Genomic DNA, 16,508 nt, shown 5'->3' on the forward strand with positions numbered 1-16,508 from the left:
CGGTCACCGGCGGTCAGCGCGCGGCGTCCCCGGTGCTCGGCCGAGGTCGACCACCGTGTCCGCGGCGTCGACCAGCACCGGGTCATGACTGGCCACGACGACGGCGCACCCGTCGCGCGCGGCCTCGCGCAGCGCCTGCGCGACGATCTCGGCGTTGCCCTCGTCGAGCTGGCTGGTGGGCTCGTCGAGCACGGCGACCCGCGGGCGCACCGCCAGGCAGCGCGCCACCGCCACCCGCTGGCGCTCGCCGCCGGAAAGCGCCGACACCGGCCGGCTGCCCAGCGCGGTCAGCCCGAGCAGGTCGCACAAGCTCGTGACGAGGTCGTCGTCGTCAGGCAGGCCGCGCGCCGTCCGAGCGAGGCTCAGGTTGTCCCGCACGTGCATGGTCTCCACCAGCGAGCCGCCCTGCGCCGCGACGGCGACGCCGGAGCGCCGCACGGCGGCCCGCCCGTCGCGGTCGAGCTCGTCGAGCCGGCGACCGAGCAGGGTGACCGATCCGCCGTCCACCGGAGCCAGGCCGGTGAGCGCCCGCAGCAGGGTCGACTTGCCGGAGCCGGAGCGGCCCGACACCACCGTCAGCGACCCGGACCTCACCTTCAGGTCGAGACCGTCGAGGACGCGGACGCCGTCGTAGGCCACGGCCACGGCGTCCAGCGTCGCGACCACCTCGCCGTCGCGGGACGGCGCGGCCGGCTCGTTCGCGCGGGTGGGTCGGACCGCGTCGCCGGTGCCGGTGAGCAGCACGCCCCGGGGTGTGGCGACCGCCCTCGCTCCGCTGGCAGCGCCGGCCCCGTGCCGCAGCGCGTCGGGCAGCCGCACCCAGCCGCGGTCGTCCACCACGAGGGTCTCCGACGACGGGTCCGCCGGGTCCCACTGCTCGGAGAGCCGGCCGTCGCGGATGCGCACCACGCGGTCGGCCACGCGGGTGGCGCGAGGGTCGTGCGTGACCAGCACCAGCGTGGCGCCCAGCTCGGCGACCGCCCGCGCGAGGACGTCGTAGACCTGGTCGGCGGCCGACGGGTCCAGCTCGCCGGTGGGCTCGTCCGCGAGCACCACCTCCGGGCCGTGCGCGAGCGCGGCGGCGACGGCGACCCGCTGCGCCTCGCCGCCGGACAGCGTGGCCGGCCGGCGCACGGCGAGCCCGCCGAGGTCGAGCCGGTCGAGCATCTCCCGGGCGCGGTCGCGCGCCCGGACGCGACCCATGCCGGCCACGCGCAGCTGGAGCGCCACGTTGTCGAGCACGTCGAGCTCGGGCCGCAGCGCGCGTCGCGCGCTCTGGTCGATCAGCCCGAGCCGGTGGCGGCGCAGCGCGGTGCGCGTGGCCTCGTCGGCCCCCACCAGGTCGATGCCGGCCACCCGCACCCGCCCGGCGCTGGGCGCCACCTCCGCCGCCAGCACCGAGAGCAGCGTCGACTTGCCGGACCCGTTGGGGCCGTTGACGACCAGGCGCTCGCCGCGCGGCACGACGAGCGAGAGCCCGCGCAGCGCCGCCACCGCGCCGTGCGGCGAGGAGTAGAGGCAGAAGAGGTCGTGCGCCTCGACGGCGGGAGCGCTCATCGCAGTTCCTGCCCCGGCCTCGAGGGCCAGGCGGAGCGCAGCATCCGGCCCGCGACCAGCGCGCACACGAGCAGCGCCAGGCCGAGCCCGGCGAGCAGCACCGCCGATGTCCACCCGGGCCCCACCGCGGGCTCCAGGGGCGGCACCGGCGACGTGCCGCCGGCGGAGAGGGCGACCAGCGACGACACCGCGCGGGTGAGGAGCAGGCCGACCACGCCGCCCGCGAGCAGGCCGGGGACGGCCGCGCCGACTGCGCGCCACCAGAGGCTGCGGCGCAGCGTCGAGGTGGGGACGCCGTCGGCCTCCTGGGCCAGCAGCACGCCGTCGTCGTCGCGCCGCTCGCCGGCCACGAGCAGCACGAGCGAGAGCAGCGCCACGGTCAGGGCGACGGCCGCGGCCACCAGGAGCAGCGAGGCCGCACCCTGCGCGACGGCGTCGGACTCCAGCGCCGCCCGGCGCTCGTCGCGCCGCTCGACGGTGGCACCGTCCCAGGGCGCCGCGGCCAGCCGCGCGTCGAGCCCGGAGACGACGGCCGGGTCGCCGCCGGCGTCCGCCCACACCTCGCGCGGGGCGCCGGTGCCGGGCTCGTGGTCGTCGAGCGCGGCGCCCAGGGCGCGCAGGTCGGCCACGACGAACCGCGGGCCGGACGTCGGGAACCGGGGGAGCGTCCCCACCACCTGGGCGGCCACGGCGTCGCCACCGCCGAGGTCGAGCCGCAGCGTGGTGCCGAGGGACGCCGTCGTCGGGTCGACCAGCACGCGCACGGGCGCCCGTCCCACGAGCCCGGGCCGCACCACCACCACGGTGCCGGTGAGCTGGTAGGCGACGGCGAGGCCGGACGCGTCGGAGGACGTCGTCGCGGTGGCCGACGACCAGCCGTCCCACGAGCCCCCCGGCGGCGGTGCCAGCACCACCCGGCCCGAGAGCACGGCGTCGACGGTGCCGCCCTCGCCGATGCGGTGCTGGCGCCGGGTCGCGTCCTGCGGGTTCTCCCGCAGCGTGAGGGCTGTGAGCGTGCGGCCGGTGCCGGCCGGCAGCGCCCCGGTGAGCCGGTCGCCCGTGAGCGTGAGCGGCACACCGGACTCGCGCCCGTCCGGCGTGGACACCCAGGCGACGACGTCGACGACGCCGACGGCGGAGCGGCTCCACGAGACCACCCCGAGGTTCAGCGTGCGGGCGCCGTCCGCGATCGGGACCCCGGCGGCGGGGGTGGGCGCGGCGACCAGAGCCGCCGCGTCGGCGCCGGAGGACGCGCCCACGGTGCGGTCCCACCGGGCCAGGCGCGGCAGCACGTCCGGGTCGACGCCGAGGAGGGCGACGGCGTCGCCGCTCGTGGCGGACGTGCGCACCCCGGCGACCGAGCGCAGCACCGGCCACGCCGTCCCGGGCAGCGGGGCGGCGGCCTCGAGGGTGAGCGGGTCGACGCCGTCCGCGCCGATCGTCACGCGCGCGTCGGTGGGCACGTCGAAGGCGGCGGTGTCGGCGGCGTTCGCCGCCAGCGTCGCCCGGTAGGAGCCGGCGAACACCACCGTGCCGACCGCGGCCGTGACGAACCCGACCGTGACGACCGTGCGCAGCGGGCGGCGCACGCCGCCGGACGCCGCGAGCCGCGCGCCCACGGCGCGGGCGGGCAGGTGACGGCTCACCGCCGCCGCGAGCGGCACCCACAGGCGTGCGGCGAGCAGCCCCCCGGCCGTGAGCGCGAGCACCGGCAGCACCAGCGAGAGCGGGTCGCCGCCCGACGTGCCCGCCGTGACCGCCCCCCGCCCGGCGGCGAGCGCGACGGCGAGCAGGCACACGGCGGCGAGCAGCTCGACGACGTGCCACGCCGTGCCCTCGCGCGCCGAGGGCCACACCAGCACCGCCGACGTGAGGACGACGGCGGCGACCACGAGCAGCAGAGAGGCGGGCAGCGCGTCGAGCAGCGCGCCGGCGACCAGAGGGCCGACGGGTGGCTGCGGGCTCGTGGTGGCCGCCATGGCCCACGCGGCAGCGGCACCGATCAGCGTGCCGGCCAGCGCGCCGACGGCCACGGCGGCCGCCGTCCCGAGACCGGCGAAGGCCACGAGGGAGCGGCGCGAGGCGCCGCGGCGCCGCAGCAGCGCGGCCGCCTCGGCGTGCTCGCGCCGCAGTCCCACGGCAGCGACCAGGACGAAGCCCAGCACCAGCACCGCGGCTGCGCCGCCGAGCAGGGCGAAGCGCCCCTGCGACGCCGCGGCGCGGGCGTCCTCGCGCAGCAGCGCGTCGTCCGGCACCGACAGGACGAGGGCGCGCACCTCGAGCGAGAGCTCGTCGGCGACCGACCGGGACAGCGCGGCGTAGGCCGGCACGCCCATCGAGACGATGCGCGAGGTGTCGAGGGCGGCCACCCATCCACTGCCGCGGGGGAACTGCTGCAACGCCGAGAGCCGTTGCAGCGCATCGGGATCCGAGCCGAGCAGGATGTGCGCGGCCGGCCCGGGGTCGAACGTGCCGGGGAGCAGCAGGGGGTCCTCGGCGGTGGCCGTCCCCACGACGACGAGTCCCAGCGAGGGGTCGAGCCGCGGTGGCACCGTCGCCCCGACCAGCACCACCTCGCAGCGCGTCGGGGCGCACGAGCCGGGGAGGCGGCCCGACGTGAGGCGCACCTGGGCGGCGAGGTCGTCCGTCGCGGCGAGGCGGAACGTGGCGCCGGCGGTGTCCGCGATCGGCCCGTAGAGCACCTGGTGGGTGATCCGGGCGGAGGTGAGCCGGGCGATGCCGGCCCGCACGATGCCGGCGTCGACGGACTGCTGCGCAGGATCCGCGGTGCCGCCGTACGACGCGATGACCGTGCGCTCGCCCGCGGGGAGCTGGTCGACCGCGTGCGTGAGCGCACGCGCCGCGACCACGCGGCCCGTGGCGGCGCTGAGCACGGGCAGGGCCAGGGCGACCGCCACGCCGAGGACCAGGATCGCCCAGTGCGCGGGCCGGTGCCGCAGGCGTGCCCATGTCAGCCGGCCGACCGCGCCCACCAGCACCTCCGTCTCCGGCCCGACCCTGACACCACTAACCGCTTCATGGCAATATCCGGTTAGCAACGATCCAGCGCCGAGGCGGGACGATGGCCAACCACCGCGTGTCCGGGCAGCTCGTGCCCGACGCCGTGTCGGGCCATGTCGCCCTCGAGATCGCGAACACGAGGGCGGGCTGGGGCACCGATCGCCCGCGCGAGTACCTCGTGTCCTACGACGCGCTCGCCGTGTGGGCCGGCGACGTCGGGCTGGTGTCTCCCGGCGAGGTGCGCCTGCTGCGCCGGCAGGCGGCCGAGCGCCCCGCGCTCGCGACCCGGCAGGTGCGGGCCGCGATCGAGCTGCGCGAGGCCTGGTACGCCGTGGCCACCGCCGGCGGCGCGGGCCGGCACCCGGACGAGGCCGATCTCGCCGTACTGGCCGCAGCGGTCGAGCGGGCCACGCGTGTCTCGCGCCTCGAGCCGCTCGTGGACGGGCGCGTGGTGCTCGACGGCGGCGACCCGGACCGGGCCGGGCCGGCCCTGCCGGTGCACCGGGCAGCCCTGGCCGCCTACGACCTGATGGCCTCGGGCGGCGCCGCGCACGTGGGCCGGTGCGGCGGGGCCGGCTGCGGCTGGCTGTTCCACGACCCGACCCACCGGCGGCACTGGTGCATCATGGCGATCTGCGGCAACCGCGCGAAGGCGCGCGCCTACGCGCAGCGCCGGCGCGAGCAGGCAGCGTCCCCCTCGACCGCCTGACGCGCGCGGGATGACGGCCCTCGTCGCGGGGCTACGCTGGCGCCGTGAGCGACGCCGCCGGGTTCGAGACCCTCGCCATCCACGCCGGGCAGGAGCCCGACCCCACCACCGGTGCCGTGGTGCCGCCGATCTACCAGGTGTCCACCTACGCGCAGGACGGCGTCGGCGGGCTGCGGAACGGCTACGAGTACTCACGGTCGGGCAACCCCACGCGCACCGCGCTCCAGGAGTGCCTCGCCGCGCTCGAGGACCCGGCCGGCGCCGCCGCGGGCACCACCCGCGGGCTCGCCTTCGCCTCGGGGCTGGCCGCGGAGGACACCTTGCTGCGCACGGTGCTCGAGCCGGGGTCGCACGTCGTCCTCCCCGACGACGCCTACGGCGGCACGTTCCGCCTCGTCGACAAGGTCGCCTCGCGCTGGGGCGTCGAGCACACGCCCGCCCGGCTGACCGACCTCGACGCCGTGGCCGCGGCGGTGCAGCCCGGCCGCACGCGACTGGTGTGGGTCGAGACCCCGACCAACCCGCTGCTGCGCGTCGCGGACATCGCCGCGATCGCGGAGGTGGCCCACGCCGCCGGGGCGCTGCTCGTCGTCGACAACACCTTCGCCTCGCCCTACCTCCAGCAGCCGCTGCTGCTCGGCGCCGACGTCGTCGTCCACTCGACGACGAAGTACCTCGGGGGGCACAGCGACGTGGTGGGCGGCGCCCTGGTGGCGAGCGACCCCGAGCTCGCCGAGCGGCTCGCCTTCCACCAGAACGCGATGGGCGCGGTCTCCGGCCCGTTCGACTCGTGGCTCACCCTGCGCGGCATCAAGACGCTCGCCGTGCGCATGGACCGCCACTGCGACAACGCGCGCGCGGTCGCCGAGGTGCTGCGCGAGCACCCCGAGGTGGTGGAGGTCCTCTACCCCGGCTTCGAGGGCCACGAGGGCCACCACGTCGCGGTCAAGCAGATGCGCGACTTCGGCGGGATGGTGAGCTTCCGGGTCCGCGGCGGCGAGCAGGCGGCGCTGGACTTCTGCGCCCGCACGCAGGTCTTCACGCTCGGCGAGTCGCTCGGCGGCGTCGAGTCGCTGGTGGAGCACCCCGGCCGGATGACGCACGCCTCGGTCGCCGGCTCGGCGCTCGAGGTGCCGCCGGACCTGGTGCGCCTCTCGGTCGGGATCGAGACCGTCGAGGACCTCGTGGCCGACGTGCTCCAGGCGCTGGGGTGACCCCGGGGTACGTCGTCTGCGTCGACACCGGGTCGACCTTCACGAAGGCAGCCGCCGTCGCGGTGACGCCGGGGGACGCCGGGCGCCTGCTCGCCACCGCCTCGGTCCCCACCACCGTCGGGCCAGGGCTCGACGTCCTCACCGGGCTCGACGACGCCGTGGGGCGCGTCGTCGCGGAGGCGGGCGGCGAGCCGCTGGACGTGCGTGCGTGCTCCTCGGCCGGGGGCGGCCTGCGCCTGGCGGTGGTCGGCTACGAGCGTGTGGTGACCGCGGAAGCCGGTGCGCGCGTGGGACTCTCGGCCGGCGCCAAGGTGGTGCACGTCTCCAGCGGGCCGCTCGACCGGCCGGCGGTGGCGGACCTCGCGACCTCCCGGCCCGACGTCGTGCTCCTCGTGGGCGGCACCGACGGCGGCGACGCCGAGGTGCTGCTGCACAACGCGCACCGGCTGTCCGTGTCCGGGCCGCGCGTCCCCTACGTCGTCGCCGGCAACGCCGACGCCCGCGAGCACGTCGTCGCCGAGCTCGAGCGCCGCCGCCGCACCGTGGTGGCGTGCCCGAACGTGCTGCCGCGCATCGGCGTCCTCGACCCGCTGCCGGCCCGCGCCGCCATCCGCGACGTGTTCGTGCGCCACGTGATCGGCGGCAAGGGGCTCACGCGCGGCCCGCGGTTCGCCCGGCTGGTGCGCGGCGCCACCCCCGATCTCGTGCTCGCCGGCATCGAGCTGCTCGCCGACCACGTGGACGGCGACGTGCTGCTCGTCGACGTCGGCGGTGCGACCACGGACGTGTACTCCGCGCTGACCCCGGACGCCGAGGAGTCGTCCTTGCACCGCGAGGTCGTCGAGGTGCTGTGGCGCGGCCGCACTGTCGAGGGCGACCTCGGGATGCGCTGGGGCGCCACGGGTGTCGTCGGCGCCGCGCTGGCGGAGCGGCTGGTCGCGCCCGGTCCGGCGTACGACGCGCTGGCGAGGGCCGCCGACGTGCGGCACGAGCAGCCGGGCTGGCTGCCGTCCACCGATGCGGACCGGGACGAGGACGCCGAGCTCGCCCGCCTCGCCCTCACGGTCGCCCTGCGCCGCCACGCCCGCCCCGCCGAGACCGCGGAGGGCCGCACCCCGGGACGCGACCTGAGCCGGGTGTCGCTGGTGGTCGCGAGCGGCGGCGTGTTCCGGCACGCCGACCCTGCCCTGCTCGTGCGGATGCTCGCGCCCGTGACCACCGACCACGCGGGCGGCTGGCGCGTGCCGGCGTCCCCGAGGGTCACGGTCGACCGTCGCTACGTCATCGCCGCGGCGGGCCTGCTGGCGCCCGACCACCCGGCGGCCGCGGCGGCGCTCCTGCACGACGCCCTCGACGACGTGGTCTGACCACCGGGCGCGATGGCCGCGAGCGGCGCGTCGCACCCGCCCCGCGCGGCATAGTGGGTCCCGACACGGACCCGGGGAGCAGTCATGGCACAGGAATGGTCGCTGACGCCGCAGCAGCCGGCAGCCGTCGCACCGAAGGGCAAGGGCGCCATCGTCACGGGCGTCGTGCTGCTCCTCGCCGGCATCGTGGCGGTGGTCGTCGGCATCGTGGGTGTCGCCGGATCGGCGGCGGACCTGGTGCGGGAGTTCGGCTCGCCCCTGCCGACACCGCTCGACGTGCAGCGCCCGCTCACCGGCGGCACGACGTAAGCCGTCTACGAGGCGTCCACGGGCGGCACGGGCACCGCGAACGACCCGCTCACCGGCAACGTGGTCGCGAGCGACATCACCGTGACGGCGCCGGACGGCACGGACGTCGCCATCGTCGACTCCGGCGACTCCGTGCAGACCTACACGAACAACGGCACCACCTTCGGCGCCGTGGCGACCTTCGAGGCGCCCTCCACCGGCACCTACCGGATCCAGGTGAGCACCGAGGGCTCCGAGGTCGTGATCGCGCCGTCGTTCACCGAGTTCCTGCGCGTGCTGCCGTGGCTGGCGGCGATCGGGCTCGGCGCCCTGCTCGGGCTCATCGGCCTCATCGTGCTCATCGTCGGGCTGGTGCGCCGGTCACGCTCGAAGCGGCCCCCGGCCGGCGCGGGCTACGGCGCACCGGCCTACGGCGCGGCGGGGTACGCCGGCCAGCCGCAGTACGGCCAGCCCCAGTACGGGCAGCCGCAGTACGGGCAGCCGCAGTACGGGCAGCCCGTCGGCCAGCCCCAGTACGGCCAGCCCGCCTCCGGTCAGCAGCCGCCCGCGCAGAACCCGTACGGCGCCCCGGCGCCGACGCAGCCCGCGGCGCCCTCGGCCGACCCGACGCTGGCAGCCGAGCCCGTGGCCCAGCCGTTCCTCGAGCAGCCGTCGCAGGCCAGCGACACCGTCATCCCGGAGTCGGTCTCCGCGCCCGACCCGGCGGCCGAGCCCGGCGCGCCCACGGTCGCGCCGGTCGAGCAGCCGACCCCGGCGCCCGCCCCCGCCCCTGCTCCCGCGCCGGCCGCGCTGCCGCCCGCCGGCTGGTACGCCGACCCGGGCCGGCCGGGCGGCCAGCGCTACTGGGACGGGTCGGCCTGGACCGACCACACCGCCTGACACGGCCGAGGCCGGTCAGCACCCCCGCTTCACCGGTCGTGCCGAGGTTGTCGGCAGGGCGTCAGCCGGTGCGGACGAAGTCCAGCAGCGTCGCCGAGACGCCGAGCACGAGGGTGTGCTCGCCGTGGGTGAGGCGCAGCCCGCGCCCGTCCCAGCTCGGCTCCCAGCCGCCGAGGTCCACGGTGTGGGTGGCCGCGCGCACGAGCGCCGAGGCCCGTTCCTCCTCGTCGCGCAGCTTCATGTCCGAGCCGAGGCTCACGAGGTAGCGCACCTCGTCGGTCTCGCGGTCGCCGAGCCGCTGTAGCTCGCGATCGACGGCCAGGGTGACGGGGGCGAGTCGGAGGTCGACCACGTCTCGCGGGTGTTCCACGGCAGTGCCTCCCGAGGTGCGGTGCCGGTGTCGTCGGGCGTCTGCTTACTCCACTTAACGGTGTGTGTCCAGACGGCGGCGCCGCGGGATCAGGGGAGCGCCCAGTCCACCGGCTCGGCATCGCGTCCGGACAGCAGCGCGTTCACCCGGGTGAACGGCCGGGAGCCGAAGAAGCCGCTCGAGGCCGAGAGCGGGCTCGGGTGCGGGCTGGCCACCACGGGGGTGGCGCCCAGCATGGGGATGAGGCTCTGCGCGTCGCGGCCCCAGAGCACCGCGACGAGCGGGCGGTCGCGCGCGACGAGGGCGCGGATCGCCTGCTCGGTCACCGCCTCCCAGCCCTTGCCGCGGTGCGAGCCCGGCCGACCCGGCGACACGGTGAGCACCCTGTTGAGCAGCAGCACCCCGCGGTCGGCCCAGGGCGAGAGGTCGCCGTTGGACGGCTCCGGCACCCCGGTGTCGTCCACGAGCTCGCGGTAGATGTTCGCGAGGCTGCGGGGGATCGGCCGCACGTCCGGGTTCACGGAGAACGACAGACCCATGGCGTGGCCGGGAGTGGGGTAGGGGTCCTGGCCCACCACGAGCACGCGCACGTCGTCGAAGGGCCGTTGGAGCGCGCGCAGCACGTGGTCGCCGGTCGGCAGGTAGCCGCGGCCGGCGGCCACCTCGGCGCGCAGGAAGTCGCCCATGCGCGCGATGTCGGCCGCCACCGGCTCCAGCGCGGCGGCCCAGCCGGGATCGACGATCTCCTCGAGCGGTCTCGGTGCCACGGGACCCATCCTGCCGGGAACCGCGGCGTCGCTCAGGTCCGTGTCGCGAGCAGCGTCAGGTACGCCGGCAGCGGCTGCGGGGCCTCGCCCGGGTTCGCCCCGCGGCCGACGAGCAGGCGGTAGAGGCCGTCCTCGCCCTGGGTGAGCACGTCGTCGCCGCGCGGGTTGATCTCGATCGCGGTGTGCTCCTCGAGCAGGTCCACCCGCAGGCCCGCGCGGATGGCTCCGGTGACGATGTCGCCGACGGAGTGGGCGTAGCACGTCGTGGTCGAGCTGATCTGCGCCGTGGGATCGGCGTAGGTGCCCGTGCCGGTGTAGCTCAGCCCCGCGCCGCCGCCGGAGGGGAAGTCGACGACGAGGTCCGGGCTCCGGGCGTCGATCATCTGGTACATCGGGTGGATCTCGACCATCACCAGGCGCCCGCCCAGTCGCAGCGCGAGGGCCACCTGACGCATCCAGAGGTCGAGGTCGTCGATCCAGCAGATCGCGCCCACGGTGACGTACACGAGGTCGAAGCGCCCGTGCAGCGAGGCCGGCAGGTCGCGCGAGTCGCACACGACGGTCTCGATCGTGACGCCGACCCGCTCGGCGAGCTCGGCCGCCCGGGCCAGGGCGGTGGGCGAGAAGTCGGCGCAGGTCACCCGGGCACCGGCCCGGGCCATCACGACGCCGTCGGCCCCGAGATGGCTCTGGAGGTAGAGCACGTCGCGGTCGCGCACCCCGGCCAGGGGGTCGTCCTCGGTGCCGCCCATGGCCTCCGCGAGCGCGCGCTCCTCGGCCCGGGTCATGAGCGAGCCGCCCTCGACGACCTTGTCGAAGTGGTAGTGCAGGTCGTTCTCGGTCGTGCCGTGGGTGGCGGCCGCCTTCTCCCAGTAGTCGAAGTTGCCGTCGTACTCGCTCTGCGTCCCGCTCATGGCCCGGGAGTCTGCCCGCCCTCGGCCTCGCCCGTCGCGGGAGTTCCGAGCTCGCGGGCCTCGGCGCGGCGCAGCGTCTCGGGCATGGTGGCCGACATCACGAACGTGAGCGCGAGCACCACGGCGCCCACCACGAAGCCGACGGAGTAGGAGCCGGTGCTGGTGACGATCAGCCCGGCGATCAGCGGGCCGGCGACCGCGCCGACGTCGCTCATCATCTGGAACGTCGCCACCACGGGACCCTCCCGGCGCCCCTGGGTGACGTCCCCGACCACCGCCGAGGGGCCGGCGCCGAGGAACGCGGCACCTGCGCCGAGCACGCCCATCGCCGCGAGGTAGCCCCACCACTGGCCGGTGAGCGCGAGCACGACGAACCCGGCGGTGGTCACCCCCGTGCCGATCATCAGCGCCAGCCTGCGGCCGCGGGTGTCGGAGAGCCGGCCGGCGCGCACGAGGAACGGGAACTGCACGAGCGCCGAGGCGAACGCGCCCCACCCGGCCCAGGACTTGTCCAGGCCCAGGCCGTTGACGACGAACAGCGGGATGATCGCGGACCGCAGCCCGAACGACGCGAAACCGTTGCCGAGGTTGACCGTCAGGGCGGTGACGTAGGAGCGGTTGCGCAGCGCCTCGGCCAGCAGCGCCCACGAGCCACGCCCGGTCGCGCTCGGCGCGGCCTTGCGCACCCGCTCGCGCAGGTGCGTGTGCGCCATCAGGACGATGACCACGAACGCGGCGACGGCGAGGGTGACGGCGTAGAAGAAGAACGGCAGGCGGATCGAGATGACGAGCAGGACGCCGCCGATGGCCGGGCTCACCACGCCGCCGATGAGGAAGCCGCCCTGGAAGGCGTTCGCAGCCCGGCCGCGCTGATCGGGCCCGACGATGCGCAGCAGCAGCGCGAGCGAGGACACCGTGAACATCGCCGAGCCGATGCCCCCGACCCCGCGCAGCACGATCAGCTGCACGTAGGTGCCCGACAGCCCCGCGAGGGCCGAGGACAGCGCGACGATGATGAGGCCGGTCGCGAGCGTGGTGCGCTCGCCGACCCGGTCGACGAGCCACCCCGCGGGCAGCGCGCCGACGAGCCGCATCGCGGCGAAGACGCTGACGACGGCGCTGGCCTGCAGGTCGGTGACGCCGAACTCGTCGGCGAAGATCGGCAGGGCCGGACCCACGATGCCGAAGCCGAGGGCGACGCAGAACGAGACGATCGAGAGGATGAAGACCTCGCGCGGCATCCCCTCGAACAGCGACGTCCGGCCCAGCCACCCGCCGACTGCGGCACCCTCGCGCGGGGGAGCGGGGCGGTCGACGGGCTCGGTCACACGGCGGATCCTGTCACCCGGCAGGCGCGAGCCCGGTGACCCCCCGCCGCGCGCGACGACGTCAGGCCGAGCGCCGCCGGCCGTTGCGCCGGCGCAGGTAGTCGCTGACGACATAGTCGCCGAGCCGGTCGCCCTCGGGCGCGAGCACGCGACCGCCGTTGCGCCGGGCGACGTCGTCGAGGAACTGCGCGAGCCGCGGCTCGTCGCCGAGGCGGAAGAACGAGATCGGGACGCCGCGGCGGGTCATGCGGTCGACCTCGGCGAGGGTGAGCGCGATGGTGTCCGAGCCAGGCGGCCACGAGAACCACCACTCGCCGTCCTGGTCGAGGTGCGCCGTGGGCTCGCCGTCGGTGACGACGAGCACCACGGGCTCGGCGTCGGGGTGCCGGTCGAGGAACCGCCCGGCCAGCATCAGCGCGTGCTGGAGGTTCGTGCCCTGCACCTCGTTGGCGTCGAGGTCGGGCAGCTCGTGCGGGGCGATGCGCCGGGCGAGGTTGGCGAACGCGATGATCTCGATGGCGTCGGCCGGGAACTGCGTGGAGGCGAGCGCGTGCAGCGCCATCGCGGTGGTCTTCGCCGTGCGCCACGTGTCGTTCATGACCATGGAGAACGACTGGTCGACGAGCAGCGCGACCGCCGCCCGGGTGCGCCGCTCGGTCTCGCGGATCTCGAAGTCCTCCGGCCGCAGCCGCGGCCCGTCGGGGTCGATCATGCGACGCCGCACCGCGTTGGACACCGTGCGCACGACGTCGAGCGGCTGCTCGTCGCCGAAGCGCCACTCGCGGGTGGAGCCGGTGAGCTCGCCGGCCGCCCCCGCGTCGTGGACGTCGTGGTCGCCGCGCCCGCCGGACTCCAGCGACGCGAACACGCGGCGCAGCGCCGTCTGGCCGATGCGGCGGATCGCCTTGGCGGTGAGCTCGACGTCGCCGCCGCGCCGCACCAGGTAGCCCTGCCGCTCGAGCTCGCGCTCCACCTCCTGGAGCCGGCGCAGGTCGTCGACTGCCTGTCGGCCGAGCGCGCGCGCCACGGCCTCCTCGTCGACGTCCTCGAGGCTCGCCCCGGGGTAGTCCTGGGCCAGCGCGTCGGAGAGCTGCTCGAGGTCGGCGAGGTCGGCGAGCGCCTCGGTGGCGTCGCCGAGCCCGAGCGGCTCGTCGCCGCGCAGCCGCTGGCGCCCGCTCCACGGGAGGTCCGGGCGCATCATCCGCAGGTTGTCCGTGAGCCGCCCCATCTCGGAGGCGAGGTCGAGGTCGCCGAGCGCCTGCACCATCAGCTCCATGAGCTCCTGGCGCTGCTCGGGCGACATCGAGTCGAGCATCCGCTGCATCGCGGCCGCCTGCCGCGCGAGCTGGTCGAGCAGCTCGTCGAGCGACTGCGGGTCCTCCGGGAAGAACTGGCCGTGCCGGTCCATGAAGTCGCGGAAGTCCTGCTCGGTGTCCTCACCGCGCTGACGCTTCTCGAGCAGCTGGTTGAGGTCGCCCATCATGTCCTTGAGCGCCTGCCGGCTCTCGGACCCGGCCGGGTCCGCCAGCGCCTGCTTCATCCCGCGGAACTGCTGGTCGAGCACGTCGCGGCGCAGCATGTCGCGCAGCTCGTCGTACGCCGCCCGCGCCTCGGGGGAGCGCCAGTCGTAGTCGCTCAGCTCGCGCACGGCGGCCGCGGTCTGCGGCGGCAGGGCGTCGAGCTGCGCCTCGCGGAAGCGCGCGTCGTCCGAGGGGTCCGGGAACAGCGCGCGGCGCTCCTCCTCGACGGCGCGGTCGAGCAGGTCGCGGGCGCGCTCGAGCATGCCGTCCATGCGCCCGGACCGCTCCAGCGACCGCCGCCGCTGCGCGACGCGACGCATGAGGTCGTCGAGGCCGCGCAGGCCGTCGGTGCCCCGCTGCATCAGCTCGCGCAGCGCGTCACGGACGCCGGAGCCGTCGAGCACGCGGTCGCCGAGCTCGTCGACGGCGCGGGCCGCGTCGTAGGGCTCGGCCAGCGGGTCGGGACCGTCGTCGTACGCGCCGTAGCGATAGCGGCTCACCCGGACACCTCCGCACCTACCCTGGCGGCATGACGACCTCGACGCCCGCCGGCTGGTACCCCAACCCCGACAACCCGAAGCAGCTGCGGCTCTGGGACGGGCAGCAGTGGACCGACCAGGTCCAGGCCTCCATCTCCGAGCAGCCCGACGCCGCCATCGGCCAGGGCCCCGCGCGCTACTCCGGCCCGCCGATCCTGGTGGTGACGACGAACGACCTCCCGGGCTACCGCATCACGCAGGTGCACGGCGAGGTGTTCGGCATCACCGTGCGCGCGCGCAACGCCTTCTCCAACATGGGCGCGGGCTTCCGCACCATGTTCGGGGGCGAGGTGAAGGGCTACACGCAGCTGCTGTCCGACAGCCGACTCGAGGCGGTGGAGCGGCTGCGCTACGCGACCGTGCAGGTGGGCGGCAACGCGGTGGTGGGCATGCGCTTCGACACCGGCGAGATCGCCGACATGATGAACGAGGTGGCGGCGTACGGCACGGCCGTCACCGTGGAGCGCATCGCCGGCTGAGCGCATGCTCACGCGCCGCCGTAGACGGCGCGGCCACCGCCGGGGACCTCGTCCTTGGAGATCCGCCGGGTGAGGTAGAGGCCCTCCAGGGCGGTCTCGAGGCACGAGGCGACGACGCCGGGCGACTCGGCGGCCGCGTCGTCGCCCTCGAGCGCGGTGACGAGCCGGCCCATGCCCTCGAGCGGGCCGACGCGGCGCAGCACGTCCTCGCTCGTGACGAGGTCGCCGACCTCGATGGTGCCGCCGCCGTCGACCCGCTCGACGAGCGCGGCGAGGTCGACGCCGCCGAGGCGGGCGCGGAAGGTCTCGGCGACCGCGCGCCGCAGCAGGTGCTGGAGCACGTCGTCCTCGCGGCCCTCCTCGCTGACCTCGAACTCGACCTTGCCGCGCAGCGTCGGCACCACCGCGGGCAGGTCGCCGACCCGGGCGACCGCGGAGTCCTCGCCGGTGATCGCGGCGCGGCGCAGAGCGGACGCCGAGAGCGACTCGGCCGCGGCGACGGCGAAGCGCGCCGACACCCCCGAGCGGGAGTCGACGGCCGGCGACTCGCGCACGAGCCGGGTGAACCGGGCCACCACCTCGAGCAGGTGCGAGGGGACGAGGGCGCGCAGCTCCGCCTCCTGCCGCACCAGGCTGACCTCGTCGCCGAGCCGCAACGGGTAGTGGGTGCGGATCTCGGCGCCGAAGCGGTCCTTGAGCGGGGTGATGATGCGCCCGCGGTTCGTGTAGTCCTCGGGGTTGGCGCTGGCCACGAGCAGCAGGTCGAGCGGGAGCCGCAGGGCGTAGCCGCGCACCTGGATGTCGCGCTCCTCGAGCACGTTGAGCAGCGACACCTGGATGCGCTCGGCGAGGTCGGGCAGCTCGTTGATGGCGAAGATGCCGCGGTTCGTACGGGGGACCAGGCCGTAGTGCACCGTCTCCGGGTCGCCGAGCGTGCGGCCCTCCGCCACCTTCACGGGGTCGACGTCGCCGATGAGGTCGCCGACGCTGGTGTCCGGCGTGGCGAGCTTCTCGCCGTACCGCTCGCTGCGGTGCCGCCAGGCCACCGGCGTCGCGTCGCCGTGCTCCGCGACGGTGCGCCGTCCCCACACGGACACCGGCTCGTAGGGGTGCTCGTGCAGCTCGCTCCCCTCGATCACCGGCGTCCACTCGTCGAGCAGGCCCACGAGGGTGCGCAGCAGCCGCGTCTTGCCCTGCCCGCGCTCTCCCAGCAGCACCAGGTCGTGCCCGGCGAGCAGCGCGCGCTCGAGCTGCGGACGGACCGTCTCCTCGATCCCGACCACCCCGGGGAACGGGTCGCGACCGGCACGCAGGGCGGCCACGAGGTTCTCACGCAGCTCGTCCTTGACGGTGCGGTACTCGTGCCCGGAGGCGCGCAGGGCGCCCAGGGTGCGCGGGAGGTCGGCGGGGGCGTCGGGAGCGAAGGCGGAGGTCACGCTTCGACCGTACGTCCGTCCCGGGACGAGCGCGATCCCTCACTGTTCGCTCTGCATGAACGAGGGCGACCCTCACCCGCCACCCGGACGGCCCATGGT

The 16,508-nt window shown here is 75.9% G+C and carries 14 protein-coding genes; 6 read left to right on the top strand and 8 right to left on the bottom strand.

Going from position 1 to position 16,508, the window contains the following annotated elements:
• Window positions 1–3: 3 nt before the first annotated feature.
• Both GC157_11870 and GC157_11875 read right to left on the bottom strand, forming a co-directional pair.
• On the bottom strand, window positions 4–1,557 hold the full coding sequence (locus GC157_11870) for an ATP-binding cassette domain-containing protein (protein ID MBI1378163.1): 1,554 nt from the start codon (window positions 1,555–1,557) through the stop codon (window positions 4–6).
• Window positions 1,554–4,556, bottom strand: a complete 3,003-nt coding sequence (locus GC157_11875; protein MBI1378164.1) for an FtsX-like permease family protein — start codon at window positions 4,554–4,556, stop codon at window positions 1,554–1,556. The genes GC157_11870 and GC157_11875 overlap by 4 nt, the downstream gene beginning before the upstream one ends.
• Window positions 4,557–4,639: 83 nt before the next feature.
• Between GC157_11875 and GC157_11880 the strand changes: the two genes are divergently transcribed.
• The 5 genes from GC157_11880 (at window position 4,640) to GC157_11900 (ending at window position 9,056) form a co-directional block, all read left to right on the top strand.
• On the top strand, window positions 4,640–5,287 hold the full coding sequence (locus GC157_11880) for a hypothetical protein (protein ID MBI1378165.1): 648 nt from the start codon (window positions 4,640–4,642) through the stop codon (window positions 5,285–5,287).
• A gap of 44 nt (window positions 5,288–5,331) precedes the next feature.
• Window positions 5,332–6,501, top strand: a complete 1,170-nt coding sequence (locus tag GC157_11885; protein ID MBI1378166.1) for a cystathionine gamma-synthase — start codon at window positions 5,332–5,334, stop codon at window positions 6,499–6,501.
• The gene (locus GC157_11890) at window positions 6,498–7,868 is read left to right on the top strand and encodes a glutamate mutase (protein MBI1378167.1); all 1,371 of its coding nucleotides are present in this window, start codon (window positions 6,498–6,500) and stop codon (window positions 7,866–7,868) included. The genes GC157_11885 and GC157_11890 overlap by 4 nt, the downstream gene beginning before the upstream one ends.
• An 84-nt stretch (window positions 7,869–7,952) precedes the next feature.
• Window positions 7,953–8,177, top strand: a complete 225-nt coding sequence (locus tag GC157_11895; GenBank protein ID MBI1378168.1) for a hypothetical protein — start codon at window positions 7,953–7,955, stop codon at window positions 8,175–8,177.
• A 60-nt stretch (window positions 8,178–8,237) separates the two neighbouring features.
• Window positions 8,238–9,056 (top strand): DUF2510 domain-containing protein, encoded by an 819-nt coding sequence (locus GC157_11900; GenBank protein MBI1378169.1) that lies wholly within the window; start codon window positions 8,238–8,240, stop codon window positions 9,054–9,056.
• 61 nt (window positions 9,057–9,117) lie between these two features.
• On the opposite strand, the gene GC157_11905 is transcribed toward GC157_11900, so the two are convergent.
• The 5 genes from GC157_11905 to GC157_11925 all read right to left on the bottom strand — a co-directional run bounded on the left by GC157_11905 (window position 9,118) and on the right by GC157_11925 (window position 14,455).
• Window positions 9,118–9,408, bottom strand: coding sequence for a hypothetical protein (locus tag GC157_11905; protein MBI1378170.1), 291 nt, complete (start codon window positions 9,406–9,408; stop codon window positions 9,118–9,120).
• Between the two features lie 107 nt (window positions 9,409–9,515).
• On the bottom strand, window positions 9,516–10,193 hold the full coding sequence (locus GC157_11910) for a uracil-DNA glycosylase (protein MBI1378171.1): 678 nt from the start codon (window positions 10,191–10,193) through the stop codon (window positions 9,516–9,518).
• Between the two features lie 32 nt (window positions 10,194–10,225).
• Complete coding sequence (locus GC157_11915; GenBank protein ID MBI1378172.1) at window positions 10,226–11,107, bottom strand: methyltransferase domain-containing protein; 882 nt, start codon at window positions 11,105–11,107, stop codon at window positions 10,226–10,228.
• Window positions 11,104–12,348: an MFS transporter gene (locus tag GC157_11920; GenBank protein ID MBI1378173.1), complete on the bottom strand. Its 1,245-nt coding sequence runs from the start codon at window positions 12,346–12,348 to the stop codon at window positions 11,104–11,106. Before GC157_11920 ends, GC157_11915 begins: the two co-directional genes overlap by 4 nt.
• Window positions 12,349–12,496: 148 nt before the next feature.
• Complete coding sequence (locus GC157_11925) at window positions 12,497–14,455, bottom strand: hypothetical protein (GenBank protein MBI1378174.1); 1,959 nt, start codon at window positions 14,453–14,455, stop codon at window positions 12,497–12,499.
• 29 nt (window positions 14,456–14,484) lie between these two features.
• Between GC157_11925 and GC157_11930 the strand changes: the two genes are divergently transcribed.
• Complete coding sequence (locus tag GC157_11930; GenBank protein MBI1378175.1) at window positions 14,485–14,973, top strand: heavy metal-binding domain-containing protein; 489 nt, start codon at window positions 14,485–14,487, stop codon at window positions 14,971–14,973.
• 8 nt (window positions 14,974–14,981) lie between these two features.
• Here GC157_11930 and GC157_11935 read toward each other — a convergent pair whose 3' ends face one another.
• Window positions 14,982–16,409, bottom strand: a complete 1,428-nt coding sequence (locus GC157_11935; protein MBI1378176.1) for a magnesium chelatase — start codon at window positions 16,407–16,409, stop codon at window positions 14,982–14,984.
• Window positions 16,410–16,508 lie beyond the last annotated feature (99 nt).

Source organism: Frankiales bacterium (assembly GCA_016125335.1).
Classification (GTDB): domain Bacteria; phylum Actinomycetota; class Actinomycetes; order S36-B12; family CAIYMF01; genus Longivirga.